Origin of the sequence: Streptosporangium oxazolinicum (assembly GCF_039537505.1) — a bacterium.
Taxonomy (GTDB): domain Bacteria; phylum Actinomycetota; class Actinomycetes; order Streptosporangiales; family Streptosporangiaceae; genus Streptosporangium; species Streptosporangium oxazolinicum.
This window is the reverse complement of sequence record NZ_BAABAQ010000007.1, coordinates 36,337-53,938: the sequence shown is the minus strand read 5'-3', so window position 1 is coordinate 53,938 and position 17,602 is coordinate 36,337. Positions and strand designations below refer to the sequence as shown.

Here is a 17,602-nt window from a genome sequence, read left to right as displayed (position 1 = left end):
CGGATGAGCGAGGAACGGCGGCCGGGATGACCGGCCGGGACCGTCCGGCGGGCACGTGATCACCTCGCGGTGACGGCGGCCCGCCATAACCCACTGTGGCCTACTGGGGCCCACCGTGGCCCGTCGTGGCCCGTCGTCACCGTGAGGTCAGGACCGGCCCCGTCCAGGTGAGATCGTCCAGGTTGACCACGATGGCGTCCTGGGTGCTGCGGGCGATGACCACGATCGCCTCCAGGTCGGGGTCGGGGTTCTCCTCCCTGTGCGGGACGAAGGGCGGCACGAAGATGTAGTCGCCCGGTTTGGCATTGATGCGTACCTCGACGGGCTCCTCCCCCTCGATGTCGGCGAAGACGAACGAGGGGTTGCCGCTGACGACGTAGATGGCGGTCTCGGAGTCGCCGTGGTGGTGGTTCGCCGAGACGGTGGCGGGCGCCACGTGGGTCTGCCCCATCCACAGGCGGCTGGAGCCGACGGTGGCGCCGCTGATGGCCGCGCGGCGGCGCATGCCGCCGGTCTGGGCGGTCTCGGAGGTGAGACCCCCCGGCCCGATGTGGTGCAGGCGGCGGTGGAACGGATCTTCGGGAAGGACGATCGGCATCAGTCGCTCCTGGTTCGGTCGGAAGGGTGCGGCGCGAGCGCGCCGAGACCTCCATCGTGGTACAGCGGCGGAGGGTGGGCGGGATCGGTGTGCCCCTCCACGACCCGGCCGACGACCAGCCTCCAAGACGGGGGGCTGTGGGGTTGCAAAGCTCTTGCGGGTCACGGCGAAGAGGAGTGAGGCGTGCACGGGCTGACAAAGCTGTTTGGGAGCGTCGCCCGCGGGGTTTTTCCCGATGCCGATGGCGTGGTGGAGTTCGTGGACCAGCCCAGCGCGCGTGACTGCGGGGTCTCGGTCCTCGAACGCCGGTCCGAGATCGGGCTGCGCCGGGCACTCGGTGCCAGCCGGGCCCAGATTCGCGCCCAGTTCCTCACCGAATCGGTGGTCCTCTCCGCCCTCGGCGGCGCGGCCGGAACGCTCCTCGGCATAACCGGAACAGCTCTGTACTCCCTGTACAACCACTGGCCAGTAGTCGTCCCCGTCGATGGGGTGGCTGCCGCCCTCGGTGGCGCCGTCCTCGTCGGCGTGATCGCGGGCGGCTATCCCTCCATCCGTGCGGCACGGCTCACCCCCACCGCGGCGCTCGCCGCCGTATGACCGTCATCGAAAGGAGCCACCAGTGATCGGACATCTGCTCCTCGCACCGCCCTGGCGGACGGCGACCTCGACGAGGGCCAGGAGGACGACAATGAGGAGCCCGAAGCGGCGGAGATCCCGGAGTTCGAGGACCGGTACGAGCCGTGACGAAGCACGGCCGACAGACCAGGAAGCGAAGCGGGGAAGGCCGAAGAGTACGAAGGAACAAACGACCAGATCACACAGCAGAGATCACCAAGAACAAATAACAAGATCACGAAAAGTGCTGAAATATCCGATCTGCCTAACATGTCAAAAGATCCTGACCAACGCATGCCTTCAAGATCTTTGTTTGAAACAATGAAGGGATGTCTCCGCGAATCCGCGTCGCCGCCTACGTGATCCGCTACCGATCCACCCCGGAGCTCCTCGTCTTCGATCACATCGGCGTGCCCGAAGCCGGTACTCAAGTGCCGGCGGGAGGGGTACAGCCGGATGAAAGCCTGGAAGAGGCTGTCTTGCGAGAGGTCGCAGAGGAGACCGGCTTGACCGACGTCTCCATCGTCGGCCCCATAGCGGTGGACGACAGAGCGCACCCCGATACCGGGCAGCCACGGCAGACCACGTTCTTCCAGCTCACAGTCCCAGCGGATGGCGAGGATGCGTGGCATCACCATGTCCACGGTGATGGCGCGGATGCCGGTCTTCTGTTCGCGTGCCGCTTCGTTCCGATGCCGCTGGTAGAGCGGCTGGCCGACGCTCAGGACGCCTGGCTGAGTGACATCGACCGACAAACGGGCAGGGCGGAGAGCTCGTCGTAAGCCTTACGCTCCCGGAGGCAGTTGAAGGTGTTGCGTAGCGCGCTGGAGCGCCAGAAGTCGTTGATCAAGTGGTCTGTGTTCGAGACAAGGGCCCCGGTGGTGGTCACTTAGAGTGTTTGTTGAAGGCGTAGCGGTTCCAGGTTCCGTCGGCACCAGCGGCGATTCATGTGGTGGTGACGTGGTGATAGCCGGGGGGCTTGGCGATGACGGGAGCCGGGACCTGGAGAACGCGTTGGCGGAGGGCCGCGGCGGCTCGGCGGGCCGCACAGCAGGAGTTTTGGCGAGTCGTCGCCCACAGTGGCTGACAGATACGTGCCCGAACTCACGACTGGCGGCGACCGCCAGAGCGTCGACGTTCCGCTGCCAGGGGCGAACTGGAAGCGGGCTCCGAGAGGCACACCGCCGCCTGACCTGTGGTCCAGGGCCCGGACGAATAGTCGGCACTCCTGCCACGGTCAGCGCCATCCGCTGTTAGGATACGATCGTATCCTAACAGCGGAGATGGGATCACCATGCGCACACCCGACCAACCATCGGCCTTCACCAGCGACTCTGCGCGTGACAAATACGTCGCCGCCTATGACCGAGTGCTCGGTGAGTTGTGGCCGGTACCGGTGGACGCCATCGACGTCGAGACTCGTGCGGGCAGCGTGCGGATCCACCGGGCCGGGACAGCCGAGGGGGATCCGGTGATCCTCCTGGCCGGTGCCGGTGGGAACGCGCTGGCCTGGTACCGCTACATCGAGCCGCTGGCACGCACGCGCCCGGTTTTCGCCGTCGACCCGCTCGGCGAGCCCGGCCGCTCGGTTCAGCGGCGACCACTCGCGAGCGGCACCGAGGTCGGCGGCTGGCTCACCGACGCCTTGGCCGCGCTCGGCGCCGAGCGCGCACATGTGGTGGGTTCCTCCTACGGCGGCTGGACCGCGATGGAACAGCAGCTCGGCGGGGGCGGCCGAGTCGCGGCACTGACGCTGGTGGACCCGGTCGGCTTCGCGCCGTTGACCGGCCGGTTCTACCGGTGGGTCATCGTCGGCGGGATGGCCGCCCTGCTTCCCCGAGCGCTGCGACGCCGTATCGCCGACACCGTCGGCAACGGCACACTGCGCGAGGACGTGCTGATGACACTGATGACGGCCAGCCGGTCCTTTCGCCGGCGCCTGCCCATCCCACCGCCCTACAGCGACCAACAGGTGCGCGAGCTGTCCGTGCCCGTACAGGTGCTGCTGGGTGCCCGCAGCGCGCTGCACGACGCGCAGGCGGTGGCCGCGCGGCTGGCCACGATCGCACCGTCGTGGCGAGTGGAGATCGTGCCCGGCACCGGACACGCGCTGCCCGTCGAAGCTCCAGACCTGGTCATCGAGCGTATCCTCGCCTTCCCCGGCCAAGCCCAAGCCGAGATCGCGACGCCGAAGCACGGCACGGACCACGACTAGGGAAATCGGCATGCCCAAACAGGTGGACCATGACCAGCGGCGACGCCAGCTGACCGAGGCGCTGCTGCGCATCGCCGGCACCCGCGGCCTGCGGGCGGTGTCGATGCGTGAGATCGCCGCCGAGGCCGGGGTCTCGCTGCGCGTCGTCCAGTACTACTTCACCGACAAGCAAGCCCTGCTCGACTCCGGCCTCACCGAGCTGACCGCCCGCCTGGACCGCCGGGTCAGGCAGCGGGCCGCCGCCACCACGGGCGAGCTGTCCGCACGAAGTGTCCTCGAAGCCGTCCTCGGTGCGATCCTGCCCACCGACGAGCAGAGCCGACTGGACTCACTCGCCTGGACCGCCTACTACACCGCCGCCCTCACCGATCCGGCCCTCGCCGCGACCGCGCTCATCCGACCCGACGCGCTGGAAGACTTCCTCACCACCAGGCTTACCACCGCGCAGCAGGCCGGAGACCTCGCCTCCGAGCGCGACCCGCGCACCGAGGTCGCCACACTTCTGGCCCTCGCCAACGGCCTGACCGCCAGCGTCCTGGGCCGGCAACGCAGCCACGAAGCCGCCACTGCGATCATCGACTACCACCTGGACCGCCTCTTCGAGCCGACGGCCACCCTATGGCCGCCCCCGGACTGAGCCGCACCGACGCCCTGGGCCCAGGAGCCCTCCGCGTACGAGCTGTGGGCCCGCGGCCTGGACTCCCTCCCGCCCCCTTCCTCACCCGCCCCAGGACAATCGACGCCGGACTCCGCCCTCTGTCGCCAAAATCCGGCCGGACCTGTCCCCGCGCGGGGCCGCCGAGGGTGGGCCCGGAGCCGGCCTGTGGAGAAGGTCGTCCCGGCCTCCTCGCACTGGGGTCCCGGTAGTAATCGCCGAAAATCCAACGGATATATCCCTGACCTGTCGGATGTGGCGGCATCGCATGGCTGGTGTGCCGGTGAGTGGGCACGGCGGGCTGGGCCGAAGACGCCGCCGACCTCGCCGGGGTGCTCCACATCGACACTGGCGAAGCAATATCCGTTGCTACTGGGACCCCAAGCAGGAAGCCCAAACCCCCGACGCCCCGGCGGGACCCGGTCACGCGTGTGACGTCGGGCGGGTGGGGGAACGCCCGGCGCGGCGCGCTTCAGGGAATGCGGTCGTAGGTGTGGTCCGGTGGCTGGGGTGGCCAGGCGAGGGGGTCGTTCTTCGCCCAGATCTGCTGGCATGAGCCGGTGTTCGCGCACTGGGTCGCCCGGGTGCGCCAGCCGGCCATGTTCATCAGACCGGCCTTGTCGCCGGGGGTCCATACGTCGTTCCAGCTGGAGACGTCGTCAGCGACGCGTACGGATGACATCAGCGTGTTGTCGCCGCGGAACGGCGTGTTGTAGTGGGCCAGGCCGAGCGTGTGGCCGATCTCGTGCATGACCGGGATCGCCATCGCGTACCGGGACCAGCGGTCGCCGTCCTCGCTGCCGTCGACCAGTTCGGTCCAGACGTCGGAGGCGATGAGGCGGATCAGCCCGCCGTCGTAGACCGCCCCCCGGTCGTCCAGGTGGGAGGACGGCGAGGCGATACCCGTGGCGGGGATGTTGGCGAACACGATGGCGATCTCCCGGTCCCCATGGCTGCCGGGCCAGGTCTCGCCGTCGTAGCTGTCGTACTCCAGCCGTCCGCCGACCCACTTGTTGGTCTCCAGCACCATCGTGGACATGACGTCGTCGAGCCCCTGGATCCAGTGCCGCTCCTTGTCGCGCGTCGCGGAGTCGGTGGAGCCGCGATAGTTGAAGTAGAGCCGCACGGTGTAGCTCTCCTGCAGCTCGTAGTAGGCCGGGTTGTTCAGGCCCCCTACCCTGACCAGGTTGAAGCCGTAGGAGTTGGCGGTGTTCCCCCCCGCGCCCGGGTTCACCAGCATGGGACCGGGCTGGTACGGCCTGCGGCCGATGTCAGGATCGAACGGAGGCTCGGCGGCGGCGGCCGGCAGCGTTCCGGTCAGCAGGGTCGCCGTCAGGGTGGCCAGAACCGCAAATCGGGCGCGCCAACGCCGCCGGGTGTCCACAGAGGTGCTCATCCTTCTCCGTCCGCGAGGGCGCACGTCGCCACGGCGGGAGCGCGCGCCAGCCAGCAGTTCAGTGGAGCAATGGAGCAAAAACACTGTATTCGACGGCGTGGTCGGCGGTCATGCTCATGCGGGGAGGCGGGCAGTCCGTACAGAAGGGTGGCCAGGGTGCTCGGCAGGCCGTCCTCCACCGAACCGGCGAAGTCCCGATCCCTGCGGATCGCCTCAGCGGCCCTCTTCTTCAGCGCCTCAGGGTTGGGTAGGCCCCTTCGGGGGCGGCTTCGGCCTTGGCGGCGGCGGCCAGCAGGATCGAGACGCCTGACAGTGCGGTGCCGCCGGGTGTGGCCGTGGGAGAGAGCGTCGCGGTGGGGGTGACCTGGCCGAGGAAGAACATCGCCGCCGCCGCCGCGCCCAGCCCGATGGCGCCGGCCCGCCACGGCAGGCGCCGCCGGGCCGTCCGGCGCGGGCGTGCCGATGTCCGGGGCGTCATGGCCTGGGTCGCCATGATCGCCTCACGCAGTTCGCGCGCGCCGGGCCCCTGAGCCGGGCGCGCATCGGCCGAACACCGACGCTGGCTTCGGTACAGGTGCCCGTAGACCGTGCCGCGAAGGCGCGTGGAAGGGTGGTGAGGTGTTGACCTTCCCCTTGGGTGAAGCCCCAGCATCGGTGACACCGGTCGTCGTGGCCGGGACGAGGAGGAGTGGTGCGGGAGCTGCTGACGATCGGAGCGTTCGCTCGGGCAACTCGGCTGTCGCCGAAGGCCCTGCGGCTCTACGACGAACTCGGGCTCCTGCCGCCGGCCGCCGTGGACGGCGATTCGGGATACCGGTTCTACGATCCGGAGCAGTTGGAGCGCGCCCGGTTGATCGCCTGGCTACGGCGTCTGGGCATGCCCTTGACCCGTATCCGGCGCGTGTGTGATCTCCCCGCGGAGACGGCGGCCGAGGAGATCGCCGGCTACTGGGAGCAGTTCCTGGCCGAGACCGCCGCTCGCGGCCGGTTGGCGACCTTCCTCGTCGACTACCTGACGGGAAGAGGCAGCTCTGTGGACGATTCCGCGACCATGCTCGGGATCCGTTACGTCGCCCGCTCGGAGTCGGGACTGGTGCGGACGAGCAACGAGGACGCCGCCTATGCGGGCCCCCGCCTGCTCGCGGTGGCCGACGGCGTCCGTGGCGGGGCCGGAGACCTCGCGAGCGCGACCGCCATCGAGGCGCTCAAACCGCTGGAGGCCCTTGCCATGCCAGCCGAAGACCTCCTCGGCGCGCTGGCCGACGCGGTCGACGATGCCGACGCGGAGATCGGGACGATCGCCGCAGCATCATCGGATGGCGAGGCCGTCACCACCCTGACCGCGCTGCTGTGGTCCGGCTCCCAGCTGGCGCTGGTGCACATCGGCGACACTCGCGCCTACCGCCTGCGAGACGGTGAGCTCTCCCAGATCACCCATGACCACACCTTCGTCCAGTCCCTGATCGACGAAGGACGACTGACCCCCGATGAAGCGGCCTCACACCCGCAGCGCTCGCTGCTGGTGCGAGCACTGACCGGCACAGGCGGGACGCATCCGGACCTGTCACTTCACCAGGCCGCCGCCGGTGACCGCTACCTCTTGTGCTCCGACGGGTTGTCGGCCGTCGTCCCGGCCGCGTCCCTGCGGAAGGCGCTGACCGAGGAGGACGGCCCGCAGCGGGTACTCGACGAATTGATCGCGCAAGCGTACGCCGCAGGTGCTCCCGACAACATCGCCTGTGTCGTCGCCGACGTCGTACCGCTGGACGGCGCAGATGCCGTCCGGAACGTTCCCAGCCGATGACGCGCGCCCCCAAACTCAAGGCGGGGCGCGGCGTCATCGTCGATCGTCGGCCGCTGGGGGTCGACGCGTTCCGGCGGTTGTGGGTGGCGTCGGTGGTGTGCGCGGTGGGCGGGTCGTTCAGCCTGGTCGCGATCCCGACGCAGTTGTTCACCATGACCGGGTCATCGGCGGCCGTGGGTGCCTCGGCCGTCGTGTCGTTCGTCGCGCTGGTGGTGGCGGCTCTGTGGACAGGTGCTCTCGCCGACGTCAGAGACCGGCGAACGATACTTCTGGCCGCGCACTGCGGCCTGACCTCGACCTACGCGGCCTTGTGGGCTCAGTCTGTACTGGACGCCCGATCCGTCCCGATCCTGATGGTGCTGGTGGCCTGCCAGGGACTGACCTTCGGATCGATCATGACGACGATGGGTGCCGTGGTGCCCCGCCTCGTCCCGGTCGAACTGCTCCCGGCGGCCAACAGCCTCAGCTCGCTGGCCCGCTACGCCGGGTCGATCGCGGGCCCCGTGCTCGCCGGCCTTCTGATCCCGCTCGTCGGGCTCGGCACCCTGTACCTGTTCGACGCGCTCGCGCTGCTGGCCGTCGTGTGGGCCGTCGCCACGTTGCCCCGCTTGGAGCCGGCCCGAGCATCGAACGTTCCGGCCGAACCGCACCGCGGGGATCATCCGGCCCTCGCTCAGATCCTCGCCGGGTTCCGGTACCTGGCCGCCAGCCGACTGCTCGTGGCGGTGCTGGCGGTCGACCTCTCGGCGATGGTCTTCGGCATGCCGGTCGCACTTTTCCCCGAACTGGCCCAGCACACCTACGGCGGCCCGGCCGGCGGCGGTCCGACACTGGGACTGCTCTACGCCGCCTACCCAGCCGGGGTATTCGCGGTCGGTCTCCTATCGGGCACCTTCACCCGCGCCCGCCGCCATGGCGCTCTCATGGCGGCGGCCGCCGCCGCGTGGGGCATCACCGTGGTCGTACTCGGCGTGGCGGCACAGCTGTGGATCGCGCTGACAGCACTCGTCCTCGGCGGAGCCGTGAACTTCGTGCTCAGCACCTTCCGCAACGCCATCTCCCAGGCCCTTACCGACGACGCCATGCGCGGCCGGATCCAGGGAACACTCACCGTTGTCCTCATCGGTGGACCGCAGCTCGCGAACGTGCTGCACGGGACCGCCGCGTCGTTCCTCGGGCCCCGAACAGTGATTTGCATCGGTGGTCTACTGACCACCGTGGCCGTCGCCGCGATCGCATGGCGAGTTCCCGAGCTGCGTTCCTACACGATGTCCAGCCCCTGCCCCTCGCCGTAGCCACAGGAGTTCCGGGCCCTCGCGATTGACGCCCGGCCGCTCCAGCACGATCGCACGTGCCCGGTGACAGCTTCGTCGACGACGTCACGTCGTCACGTCGTCGACGCCCCGCTGAGCGCGACGACGAGACTGGTCACCGCGAGCATCAACGCGGCGGATGTTCCGACGTACCGCTCCGGCTTGCTTCGGGACATCGCGTTGGGGATGACGCTGAGCGCGGCGAACCCGAACACCGCCCAGGTGCCGACGCCCGCGACGGGCTCCGCCACGACGTCGATCCAGCCGGCGCGGTCCAGGACCACGACCGCGAACGCGACATAGAGCACCACCGCGATACCGCTGCCGACCCGCAGTGGTCCCGGGAGGACCCGGTGCCGCCCGCCCCACGCAAGGCTCCCCCATGGCGCGCCGCACACGAGCGCCAGTTGCAGGACCGACAGCAGGACGAGGACGGCGACGAAGACGACAACCAGGACAGGCACCGGTTCGTTCATGGGATCGTCCTCCAAGAGCTGAGACACATCGCCGAAGAGAGACGATATGTCGCGTTGCATCCCGAGTCAAGATATATCGTGACCGGCCACAGTGGCTTGGCCACCGTTCCCGGCCGGGTCGATCGCGCCCGGCGCACCGTGTTCCCGGCCCGTTGGCTCCGAGACATCTAAGGAAGGTGTACCAGCGCCACAACGTATCGGCACGTGGCGACGCGTAGGCGCCCGCAGTCGATGGGCTCCGACCCGTCCGTTGCCCTTCTATCAGGTCACCCGGTACGCCAGGTGAGTGACGAGACTGGTGCCCGCGGGGTCACCGATGGGTTCGAGAGTGATGTTCCCGATGTTGGCGAGCAGCCGCTCGCCTCTGCCGAGAATCACCGGCGCGACGTGCAGGCGGAGTTCGTCAATGAGCCCCGCCGCCAGATACTGGTTCACCGTCTCGGCGCCACCGGCGACGGCGACGTCGCGGTCGCCGGCGACCTCGCGCGCCTGGGCCATCGCCGCCTCGATCCCGTCGGTGACGAAGAAGAACGTCGTGCCACCCTTCATCGTCAACGGCTCACGCGGGTGATGGGTGAGGACGAAGACCGGCGCGTGGTACGGCGGCTCCTCGCCCCACCAGCCGCTCCAGCCGAGGTCCCAGGCGCCGCGGCCGGGGCCGAACATGTTGCGGCCCATGATGAAGGCCCCGGCCGCGGTAATAGCCTCGATCACCGCGGTGTGCCGCTCGGGCTCCTCGAACATCCATCGGTGCAGACACTCCTCCGCGCCCTCACCGAGCGGGTGCTCCAGGCTCTGGTTCGGTCCCGCCACGAAGCCGTCGAGGGACATCGCTATGTCACACGTGACCTTGCTCATCTCACTGCCTCCTGCGTTTCGGCGCCCGTCTGGCGCCTTCACCGAGAAGTCGGAGCCGTCCACCGTTCCTCTACATGCCGGCCGGAATCTTTTTTCAGAATGCGGGTCCTCCCGACCGCGGGGGCGGATGCCGTCGCGAGTGTCAGCGACGACACCCCGATGCGACCGGCCCCAAGTAGTCCGTCCACTCACGGCGAAGTCGGCGCGGTTCACCGCTCGCGTGTACGTGGTAACAGCTTCGTTGACGACAAGCCGGGTTCCGGAACGGTTTGGAGCCTTGGGCAGGAAGGGGCCGTCCGCTCCCTCCAGCTTCGTGGTCACCACGGCTGATGTCGCCTCCAACCTTCCGATGGTCAGTCGCCAGGCCGTTCCGGGCCGTTTCGGTTGCTCAGGCGAAATCAGTTAGCGGGCGTGCCGAACCAGCGGGAGAGGTGGTCGTCCAGGTCCTGCTGATCGTCGCCGATCCAGGCGACGTGGCCGTCGGGGCGTAGCAGGACGCACGGAACATCCAGTGCCGCGGTGGGGTCCGCGAGGTGGTCGACCCGGTCCGACCAGCCGCCGACGGCCAGGCGTTCGGTGCGGTCCAGCAGCAGGCCGCGGCCGCGATGCAGCAGACCGTAGAGGTGGCCCTGTTTCACCTCGATGTCGGGCAGGCGGCGGCCGAGCAGGTCGGGGCCCTCGCCGAAGTCGTAGCGGATGCCGATCGCGGTGATCTTCTCGATCAGATGGCGGTTCACCTCGTCGAAGTCCATCAGTTCGGTGAGCAGCCTGCGCACGGCCTGCGGGCCCGGTTCGGTGGACAGCAGCTCCGTCTGGGCGCGGGTGTTGTCCAGCACGTCCTCGGCGACCGGATGACGTTCGGCCTGGTAGGTGTCCAGCAGTGTTTCCGGGGCCCAGCCGCGGATCTGCGCGGCCAGTTTCCAGCCGAGGTTGAACGCGTCCTGAACGCCCAGGTTGAGGCCCTGTCCGCCGATGGGTGGATGGATGTGTGCCGCGTCACCGGCCAGCAGCACCCGCCCGACCCGATACCGTTCGGCCAGCCGGGTGGCATCCCCGAATCGGGACAACCAGCGCGGGGAGTGCACGCCGAAATCGGTTCCGGCGATGGTGCGCAACTGTTGTTTGAAATCCTCGAGGGTGGGCGGTTCCGCGCGGTCGCCGACTCCCGCGGCGGGGACCACGACGCTGTAGACCCCTTCACCGAAGGGCCGGAGCCAGAATCTCTGATGGGTCTCGCGGATTTCGGTCACCTTGGCGGCGACCTCCTCCCGCGGCACGCCCACTTCCATCTCGCCCATCAGCGTCTCGGCCCGTGAGGGCTCGCCGGGGAAGCCGACACCGAGCAGTTTGCGCACCGTACTGCGCCCGCCGTCACAGCCGACGAGATAGCGCGAACGCAGCCGTTCCCCGTCGGCCAGCTCGACGGTCACCCCCTCGTCGTCCTGCTCGAAACCGGCGACCGCGCGACCGCGCCGGACCCGCGCCCCCAGTTCGATCGCGTGTTCTTCGAGCAGATGCTCGATGACCGGCTGTGGAATACCCAGCAGATAGGCGTACGCGGAATCCAGGCCCTTGGGCACGGGTTTACCGATGGCGGCGAAGAAACCGCCGGCCGGACGTCGTCTTCCGTGCTGGAGAACGCGATCCAGCAGCCCGCGCATCGCCATCAGCTCAAGACTGCGAATATGCAGACCGACGATGCGGGTGAACGACGCGGGCTCGGTTTCCTTCTCCAGAACGAGCACCCGCGCATCGTGCAGCCGCAGCTCGGCGGCCAGCGTCGCACCGGTCGGCCCGCACCCGGCAATGATCACATCGAAGACGAGGGGCGCGCGATCGGCGCCGGAGGCCGGTGACCGGAGAACTCCGGGGACGTCGTCTGCCGTGGAGTCGCGCTCGACGCTGTCGTTCGACGGCGGCTCGGCGGTGACCTGCTGAGAGTGCATGGGTGTTGCCTTTCGGGAGTGCCTTGGTGGCGAGGCGCTCCCGGCGACACCTACGTCAATCGCCCGGCCGTGACGGGAAGGGGGAGCACCCACATCGATGCGGCGTTCATGGGTCTCACCTCCTGGCGCGGTGTCACGGTCAACCGCAAGCTACAAGCCCGAACATCATCCCGTCCAACCCTTTTCCGGCCACGTGATCACGGCTCCGAACGGCCCCGTGCGGTCACGGGGCGGATCCGGCGTGGCGGCCCGGGTGATCGGGCGCCGCCTGGTCATCACCGGCGCTCCAGGCACGGGCCAGCCCCTCGGATCCGGATGCCGCGGGGCGCGTGTGCCGGACGAGGACGAGCTCGTTGGAGACTGGAGGCCGCTCGGAGATGAGCCGGATCAGCACGCAGGAGAGGGGACACCTTTGAGAACGCCGGTTTCGCGGAGAGTGCGCGATCTTGTCTATGAGACGTTCGCATCGGAGGGGCGCGCACCGTCGGTGGCCGAGCTGGCACGCAGAACGCGGAGCACTGTCGACGCGATCCAGAAGATCTTGTACGACCTGGCGGAGGAGCACGCCCTGGTCCTGACTCCCGACGGGGATGCGGTGCGGATGGCCCACCCGTTCACCTCCGCACCGATGGCGTTCGTCGTGACACCGCTGGACGGGCGTGACGACCGCCGCTGGTGGGGCGGATGCGCGTGGGACTCCTTCGGCATCAGCGCCGCCCTCCACCTGGACGTCCGCATCGACACGGCATGTCCGCGGTGCGGAGCCCCGATCAGCTTCCAGGCAGGCCCGCAGCTCCCGCCCCCCGTGGATCTCGCGGTCCGGATTCCCCGGCCCGCCAAGGAGTGGTGGGACGACGTGGTCGGCACCTGCACGATGATCCGCGCGTTCTGCGACCGCGCTCACGCCGAGCGGTGGACGACCGACAACGCACCGGGCACCGGCTACATCGCCGAGGCGACGGCCATGTGGCGACTGGCCGGCCCGTGGTACGGCGATCGTCTGGCCCCCGGGTTCCAGCCGCACAGCCGGGAGCACAACCAGGGGCTCCTCGATGAATGCGGCCTCACAGGCCCGTTCTGGCAGCTGCCGTAGACGACCGAACAGGAGCACGTCGCGCCGACCCCCGGCGCGGCGTCGACGGCAGTGGCCTCGCACCGCCCGCCGTCCGGCCCGGCGTGTGTGCTTCAGGACGGGCGTGGCCCTGCCAGGAACTCGCCGACCTGGACGACCGCGAACTCGATCGGTCAGCGCGGTCACCAGGGACGGGGGGCCGAGGCCCGGCCTCCGCGACTCCCTGGAACCTTACAGATAGCCAAGATCTCAGCTTCCAATCTTGGATGGGCCCGTCACGTCCGTGATCGCACTGACACAACAGGAGATCATTGTGGGAAAACTGAAGTACGCCGCCGCCACGTTACTTCTGTCGGCCGCGCTGTCCACCTCACCGGCGCACGCCGACGATCCCGGCACCGGCTCGGGCAGCGGTGACGTCTCCACGCTCGGTACGTGCACCGATTTCGGCATCACCCTGTGTGGCGTCATCTACAACCACTTCGGCTCGAACGCCTCACTGCGCGTCACCAACAACTGGATCGGAACCCCCGACAACTGGGTGTGGGTGCCACCGGGCAAGAGCTCCAAGGACGTCGGCGTCGTCGACGCGGACGGGTTCTTCATCTACACCGACTGTCCGGGCAAGGACGCGGTGAACCCCTGGCTGAAATACCCGGGCCCGAAGTGGTACAAGGTGACGGACATCGAACACACCCGCGTCATCGTGACCTGCTGACCGACCGGCCGGGCAGGAGCAGACGAACGAAACGATATGTCGCGCCGGGCCGAGGGCGACATATCGGCAGAAGGTCCACAGGTCCATCCCGATCACCCGGTTACCGGCGTCGTAGACGCTGTGGACGTCGCCGCAGGTGAGGCCGGTCAGGGTCGCGGCGCCTCCGAGGGCGGGGCGCCGATGATCGAGATGGTCGTAGACCAGAAATAAACCCCTGCTCCGCCTGGTTGCCGCCTACATGGCTGTTGACGACATCCGCGGGACGGCCCGCGGCTCCTCCGAGGTACCCCTGTCGATCCTGGAGCTGGCGACCGTCGGTTCGGGAGTGACACCCACCGAGACCCTGGCGGCGAGCACCGAGCTGGCCAGGCGCGCGGAGGAGTGGGGCTACCACCGGATCTGGGTGGCCGAGCACCACGGCATGCCGTCCGTGGCCAGTTCCTCGCCCGCCGTGTTGATCGCCCATCTGGCCGCCGCGACCAGGAGCATCCGGCTGGGGTCCGGCGGCGTCATGCTGCCCAACCACGCCCCGCTGGTGGTCGCCGAGCAGTTCGGCACCCTGCACGCCCTGCACCCGGGCCGCATCGACCTCGGGCTCGGCCGGGCCCCCGGCACCGACCCCGCCACGGCGAGGGCCCTGCGCGGGCGGCACGGCCTGGACGCCGACGACTTCCCCGAGCAGCTGGCCGAGCTGACGGCCTTCCTGGACGGCACGTTCCCGCCGGGCCACCCGCTGGAGCGGGTCGTCGCGGTGCCCCGCTCCCCCGAGTCGGGCCGCCCGCCGATCTGGCTGCTCGGTTCCAGCGGCTTCAGCGCCCAGCTCGCCGGGATGCTCGGCCTGCCGTTCGCGTTCGCGCACCACTTCAGCGGGAACAACACCATCCCGGCCCTGGAGCTGTACCGGTCGTCCTTCGAGCCCTCCGCCGTCCTCGACCGGCCGTACGCGATGATCGGCGTCTCCGCGGTCGCCGCCGACACCCCCGAGCAGGCGCTGCGCCTGGCCCGCTCCGGCGGGCTGTCCATGCTGCGGCTGCGGCGCGGGGCGCCGCAGCCGATCCCCACGCCCGAGGAGGCCGAGAACTACCCGTACAGCCCGATCGAGCGGGACTTCCTCGACGACTACCTGTCCAAGGTGGTGCTGGGGGACGCCGCCGGGACGCGGCAGGGGCTGGAGGACCTCCGCAAGCGCACCGAGGCCGACGAGTTGATGATCACCACGATGGTCCACGACTCCGCCGCCCGGACCCGCTCCTACGAGCTCATCGCCCAGGCGTACGACCTCACCCGGGGTGACTGACCCCGGTCTCCCGCGTCATCGTCGGCGCTCCCAGCTACGCGGATAAAACCGCCAATCTCCATCGAAACTGCACAGGAGACCACTACGCTCCGGGTGCATGATCGGATCGAGATGGGTGAGCCTGCTGGTCTGGTCGGCGGTGCTGCCCTTCGCGGCCTGGGCGGTGCTCAGGGCCGGCGGGTGGACCCCCGTCTGGCAGTGGGTCGCCCTGGTGGCGTTCACGCCGTACGTCGCGGCGGCCTCGGCGATCCCGCTGCTCCTCGCCCTGGGCCTGCGCCGCTGGACGGCCGCGGCCCTCGCCCTGGTCACGAGCGCGGTGCTGGCGACGGCCGTGCTCCCCCGCCACTTCGGCGACGGCGACCGGCCCGCCGCCGACGGGGGGCGGCTGCGGGTGCTCGCCGCGAACCTCGCCGTCGGCGCGGGCGACACCGACGTCCTGATGAAACTCGTACGCTCCCTCGACCCGGACGTGCTGGCCCTCCAGGAGATCACCCCGGCCGCGCGCGAACGCCTGGAGGGAGCCGGGTTGCGCGAGCGCATGCCCCACGTCGTGGACCGCGCGGTCGACGGGGTGTGGGGCTCGGGCATCTACTCCAAGCATCCCATCGCCGAGAGGCCGCTGATCGAGCTGGGCAGGTTCCGGCAGGCACGCGGGGTGATCGAGCACCCGAGCGGCCACGAGATCGAGGTCGTCTCGGTCCACCCCTGCGCGCCCCGGTACGGCGACAGGGTGCCGTGCTGGGAGCAGGGACTGCGGGCGCTGCCCAGGGCGGGCGGGCAGTTGCGGGTGCTCGCCGGGGACTTCAACGCAACCCTCGACCACCGGCTGGTGCGCGACCTGCTCGACAGCGGCTACCGCGACGCGGCCGACGCCACCGGGCACGGCCTGACGGCCACCTGGCCGCAGCAGGGCTGGGAGCCCGTCCCCGGCGTGACGATCGACCACATATTCGCCGACTCGCGCATGGCGATCAGGACCTTCGGCGTCCACCACCTCCCGGATACCGACCACCGCCCGGTCTTCTCCGAGCTGGGCCTGCCGCGCTTCACGAAGCGCTGACCCCGGCCCGATCCGCCACGCCTGACCGGCCGGAACCGCCCGCACGAGCCGACGAAGAGGCAGCCTTCGACCGGAACCGCCCCCACGGGCCGATGAAGAGGCGGGCTCCGACCGGGGCCACCCGCACCGGCCGGTAAGCGCGGGCTCCGACCGGTGCGGAGCCCGCCCCGCACCGGTCCGGGCCGATCAGCCAGGACCGGCCCGCTCCGACCGGCTCAACCCGACCGGCTCACCTCACGCCTCACGCCTCACGGATCGCCGAGCGGGACCTTGGCGGTCTCGGCCCTCCGCGAGCGGGACCCGCCGAGGAACAGGACCAGGGCGAGGACGGCGTACGGCACCGCGGAGACGGCGAAGATCGCGGCATGACCGGTCAGTGCCGAGGCCGCGGCGTAACCGCCGTAGACGAAGATGGCGCCCACCTCGGTGCCCAGCCCGGCCAGCGAGGTCACGGTGGCGCGGGCCGGGCCCGTGATGCTCTCCTGCAGCCGCACGTCGGCCAGCACGGTCGCCATCTGGAAGACGCAGAAGGCCACCGCGAGGGCGACGAACCCCGCCGCGACACCGCTGACCGCGCCCGCGCCGAGCGTCAGCGCCCCGAACGCGAGGAGCGCGGCGAACTCCCGGTCCGTGAAGCTCCGCCCGGCCGCCGCGAGCACGCCACCGGCCGCGACGCCCACGGAGACCAGAAGCACCAGGAGCGGCACGACGTGCGCGGCGACGCCGGTGCCGATCGCGAGCAGCGGGGTGTACTCCTCCAGCGCACCCCACAGGGCCGTCACCGCCGGTACCAGCAGCAGCGCCCGGCGCGTCGACCGGTCGGCCCGCGCCGCCCGTAGCCCCTCGCGCAGGATCGCGGCGTAGCCGCCCTCCGGCGTCTCCTCCTCATCGGCATTGGCCGCCTCACCTTCCCGGCCGGGACGTACGCGATGCTCGGGAAAGGCGAGCGCGGCCACCGCGGCGAGCACGCACGCCAGGACGCTGCCCGCTGCGACCAGCGAGTAGCCGCCCACGGCGAACACCGGGGCGGCCACGGCCATGGACAGCACGGCCGCGCCCGTGCCGACCGCGCGGGCGCGGCCCATGATGGCGGCATAGCGGCCGGTCTCGCCCAGGTGGTCGAGCTCGGTGTAGATCAGCGCCTCCAGCGCGCCCGACTGCAGCGCTCCCGCGGCGCCCCACAGCACGAAGCCCACGGCGAACACCCAGTAGGAGGGGGCCATGCCCCACAGGGCGAAGCCGACGGCGGCGAGCAGCGGCGCCAGGGCGAGCAGCGCGCGCCGCGAGACGGCGTCGGCCCACACCCCCGAGGGAACCTCCAGCACGATGGAGGTGACCGACCAGACCACCAGGAGCGAGGAGATCTCGGCGGTCGACAGACCCGTGTCGACGAACAACAACGCGTAGAACGGGTAGAAGAGGACGAACTCATCAAAGAGGTTGTAGACGTAGAACGTCGCGGCCAAGCGCTTCGCACGCCTTTCAGGCGTACGGTGAAAAGAAGTGGTCATGAGGTCCTTCTCGCGGAGACTGTGCGGACTCGGGATGCTCGGCATCTCCGGAGGTCCACGGCAGCTCG

General features: G+C 69.8%; 17 protein-coding genes. 10 read left to right on the top strand and 7 right to left on the bottom strand.

All coding sequences use genetic code 11. The annotated features are described in order from the left end of the window. Window positions 1–136 precede the first annotated feature (136 nt). The gene (locus ABD817_RS19890) at window positions 137–598 is read right to left on the bottom strand and encodes a cupin domain-containing protein (protein WP_344919513.1); all 462 of its coding nucleotides are present in this window, start codon (window positions 596–598) and stop codon (window positions 137–139) included. 183 nt (window positions 599–781) lie between these two features. Between ABD817_RS19890 and ABD817_RS19885 the strand changes: the two genes are divergently transcribed. The 4 genes from ABD817_RS19885 to ABD817_RS19870 all read left to right on the top strand — a co-directional run bounded on the left by ABD817_RS19885 (window position 782) and on the right by ABD817_RS19870 (window position 4,065). Beyond that, the gene (locus ABD817_RS19885; RefSeq protein ID WP_344919512.1) at window positions 782–1,195 is read left to right on the top strand and encodes an ABC transporter permease; all 414 of its coding nucleotides are present in this window, start codon (window positions 782–784) and stop codon (window positions 1,193–1,195) included. 347 nt (window positions 1,196–1,542) lie between these two features. Beyond that, the gene (locus tag ABD817_RS19880; protein WP_344919510.1) at window positions 1,543–1,995 is read left to right on the top strand and encodes an NUDIX hydrolase; all 453 of its coding nucleotides are present in this window, start codon (window positions 1,543–1,545) and stop codon (window positions 1,993–1,995) included. Window positions 1,996–2,507: 512 nt separating this feature from the next. Beyond that, window positions 2,508–3,428, top strand: a complete 921-nt coding sequence (locus ABD817_RS19875) for an alpha/beta fold hydrolase (RefSeq protein ID WP_344919509.1) — start codon at window positions 2,508–2,510, stop codon at window positions 3,426–3,428. A 10-nt stretch (window positions 3,429–3,438) separates the two neighbouring features. Then, window positions 3,439–4,065 carry a TetR/AcrR family transcriptional regulator gene (locus ABD817_RS19870; protein WP_344919508.1) on the top strand — a complete coding sequence of 209 codons (627 nt, stop codon included), beginning with the start codon at window positions 3,439–3,441 and terminating at the stop codon, window positions 4,063–4,065. Window positions 4,066–4,555: 490 nt separating this feature from the next. Here the strand turns inward: ABD817_RS19870 and ABD817_RS19865 are convergent, their stop codons facing one another. Both ABD817_RS19865 and ABD817_RS19860 read right to left on the bottom strand, forming a co-directional pair. Further along, on the bottom strand, window positions 4,556–5,479 hold the full coding sequence (locus ABD817_RS19865) for a hypothetical protein (protein WP_344919507.1): 924 nt from the start codon (window positions 5,477–5,479) through the stop codon (window positions 4,556–4,558). A gap of 229 nt (window positions 5,480–5,708) precedes the next feature. After that, entirely contained in the window at window positions 5,709–5,972 is a 264-nt protein-coding gene (locus ABD817_RS19860) for a hypothetical protein (RefSeq protein WP_344919506.1), read from the bottom strand. A gap of 198 nt (window positions 5,973–6,170) precedes the next feature. Here ABD817_RS19860 and ABD817_RS19855 point away from each other — a divergent pair, with 198 nt between their 5' ends. Continuing rightward, on the top strand, window positions 6,171–7,283 hold the full coding sequence (locus tag ABD817_RS19855; RefSeq protein WP_344919505.1) for a MerR family transcriptional regulator: 1,113 nt from the start codon (window positions 6,171–6,173) through the stop codon (window positions 7,281–7,283). Next, entirely contained in the window at window positions 7,280–8,578 is a 1,299-nt protein-coding gene (locus ABD817_RS19850; protein ID WP_344919503.1) for an MFS transporter, read from the top strand. Before ABD817_RS19855 ends, ABD817_RS19850 begins: the two co-directional genes overlap by 4 nt. 92 nt (window positions 8,579–8,670) lie before the next feature. Here the strand turns inward: ABD817_RS19850 and ABD817_RS19845 are convergent, their stop codons facing one another. From ABD817_RS19845 to rox, 3 genes are all read right to left on the bottom strand, one after another. Beyond that, window positions 8,671–9,072, bottom strand: coding sequence for a hypothetical protein (locus tag ABD817_RS19845; RefSeq protein ID WP_344919501.1), 402 nt, complete (start codon window positions 9,070–9,072; stop codon window positions 8,671–8,673). A gap of 261 nt (window positions 9,073–9,333) precedes the next feature. Beyond that, on the bottom strand, window positions 9,334–9,930 hold the full coding sequence (locus ABD817_RS19840) for a dihydrofolate reductase family protein (RefSeq protein ID WP_344919500.1): 597 nt from the start codon (window positions 9,928–9,930) through the stop codon (window positions 9,334–9,336). 398 nt (window positions 9,931–10,328) lie between these two features. Continuing rightward, window positions 10,329–11,876, bottom strand: coding sequence for a rifampin monooxygenase (gene rox, locus ABD817_RS19835; protein WP_344919499.1), 1,548 nt, complete (start codon window positions 11,874–11,876; stop codon window positions 10,329–10,331). Between the two features lie 487 nt (window positions 11,877–12,363). Here rox and ABD817_RS19830 point away from each other — a divergent pair, with 487 nt between their 5' ends. From ABD817_RS19830 to ABD817_RS19815, 4 genes are all read left to right on the top strand, one after another. Next, window positions 12,364–12,969 (top strand): alkylmercury lyase family protein, encoded by a 606-nt coding sequence (locus ABD817_RS19830; RefSeq protein WP_344919498.1) that lies wholly within the window; start codon window positions 12,364–12,366, stop codon window positions 12,967–12,969. 292 nt (window positions 12,970–13,261) lie between these two features. Beyond that, complete coding sequence (locus ABD817_RS19825) at window positions 13,262–13,666, top strand: hypothetical protein (protein ID WP_344919496.1); 405 nt, start codon at window positions 13,262–13,264, stop codon at window positions 13,664–13,666. A gap of 238 nt (window positions 13,667–13,904) precedes the next feature. Further along, a complete protein-coding gene (locus tag ABD817_RS19820) occupies window positions 13,905–14,963 on the top strand; it encodes an LLM class flavin-dependent oxidoreductase (RefSeq protein ID WP_344919495.1) in 1,059 nt (352 codons plus the stop codon). A gap of 97 nt (window positions 14,964–15,060) precedes the next feature. Beyond that, window positions 15,061–16,023 carry an endonuclease/exonuclease/phosphatase family protein gene (locus tag ABD817_RS19815; RefSeq protein WP_344919494.1) on the top strand — a complete coding sequence of 321 codons (963 nt, stop codon included), beginning with the start codon at window positions 15,061–15,063 and terminating at the stop codon, window positions 16,021–16,023. Window positions 16,024–16,271: 248 nt separating this feature from the next. Here ABD817_RS19815 and ABD817_RS19810 read toward each other — a convergent pair whose 3' ends face one another. Further along, window positions 16,272–17,489 carry an MFS transporter gene (locus ABD817_RS19810; RefSeq protein ID WP_344919493.1) on the bottom strand — a complete coding sequence of 406 codons (1,218 nt, stop codon included), beginning with the start codon at window positions 17,487–17,489 and terminating at the stop codon, window positions 16,272–16,274. Window positions 17,490–17,602 lie beyond the last annotated feature (113 nt).

Bases quoted from the DNA above. Each gene is read 5' to 3' on its own strand.
- ABD817_RS19890 (WP_344919513.1), bottom strand. From the start codon at position 598: ATGCCGATCGTCCTTCCCGAAGATCCGTTCCACCGCCGCCTGCACCAC.
- ABD817_RS19880 (WP_344919510.1), top strand. From the start codon at position 1,543: ATGTCTCCGCGAATCCGCGTCGCCGCCTACGTGATCCGCTACCGATCC.
- ABD817_RS19875 (WP_344919509.1), top strand. From the start codon at position 2,508: ATGCGCACACCCGACCAACCATCGGCCTTCACCAGCGACTCTGCGCGT.
- ABD817_RS19870 (WP_344919508.1), top strand. From the start codon at position 3,439: ATGCCCAAACAGGTGGACCATGACCAGCGGCGACGCCAGCTGACCGAG.
- ABD817_RS19865 (WP_344919507.1), bottom strand. From the start codon at position 5,479: ATGAGCACCTCTGTGGACACCCGGCGGCGTTGGCGCGCCCGATTTGCG.
- ABD817_RS19860 (WP_344919506.1), bottom strand. From the start codon at position 5,972: ATGGCGACCCAGGCCATGACGCCCCGGACATCGGCACGCCCGCGCCGG.
- ABD817_RS19850 (WP_344919503.1), top strand. From the start codon at position 7,280: ATGACGCGCGCCCCCAAACTCAAGGCGGGGCGCGGCGTCATCGTCGAT.
- ABD817_RS19845 (WP_344919501.1), bottom strand. From the start codon at position 9,072: ATGAACGAACCGGTGCCTGTCCTGGTTGTCGTCTTCGTCGCCGTCCTC.
- ABD817_RS19840 (WP_344919500.1), bottom strand. From the start codon at position 9,930: ATGAGCAAGGTCACGTGTGACATAGCGATGTCCCTCGACGGCTTCGTG.
- rox (WP_344919499.1), bottom strand. From the start codon at position 11,876: ATGCACTCTCAGCAGGTCACCGCCGAGCCGCCGTCGAACGACAGCGTC.
- ABD817_RS19820 (WP_344919495.1), top strand. From the start codon at position 13,905: ATGGCTGTTGACGACATCCGCGGGACGGCCCGCGGCTCCTCCGAGGTA.
- ABD817_RS19815 (WP_344919494.1), top strand. From the start codon at position 15,061: ATGATCGGATCGAGATGGGTGAGCCTGCTGGTCTGGTCGGCGGTGCTG.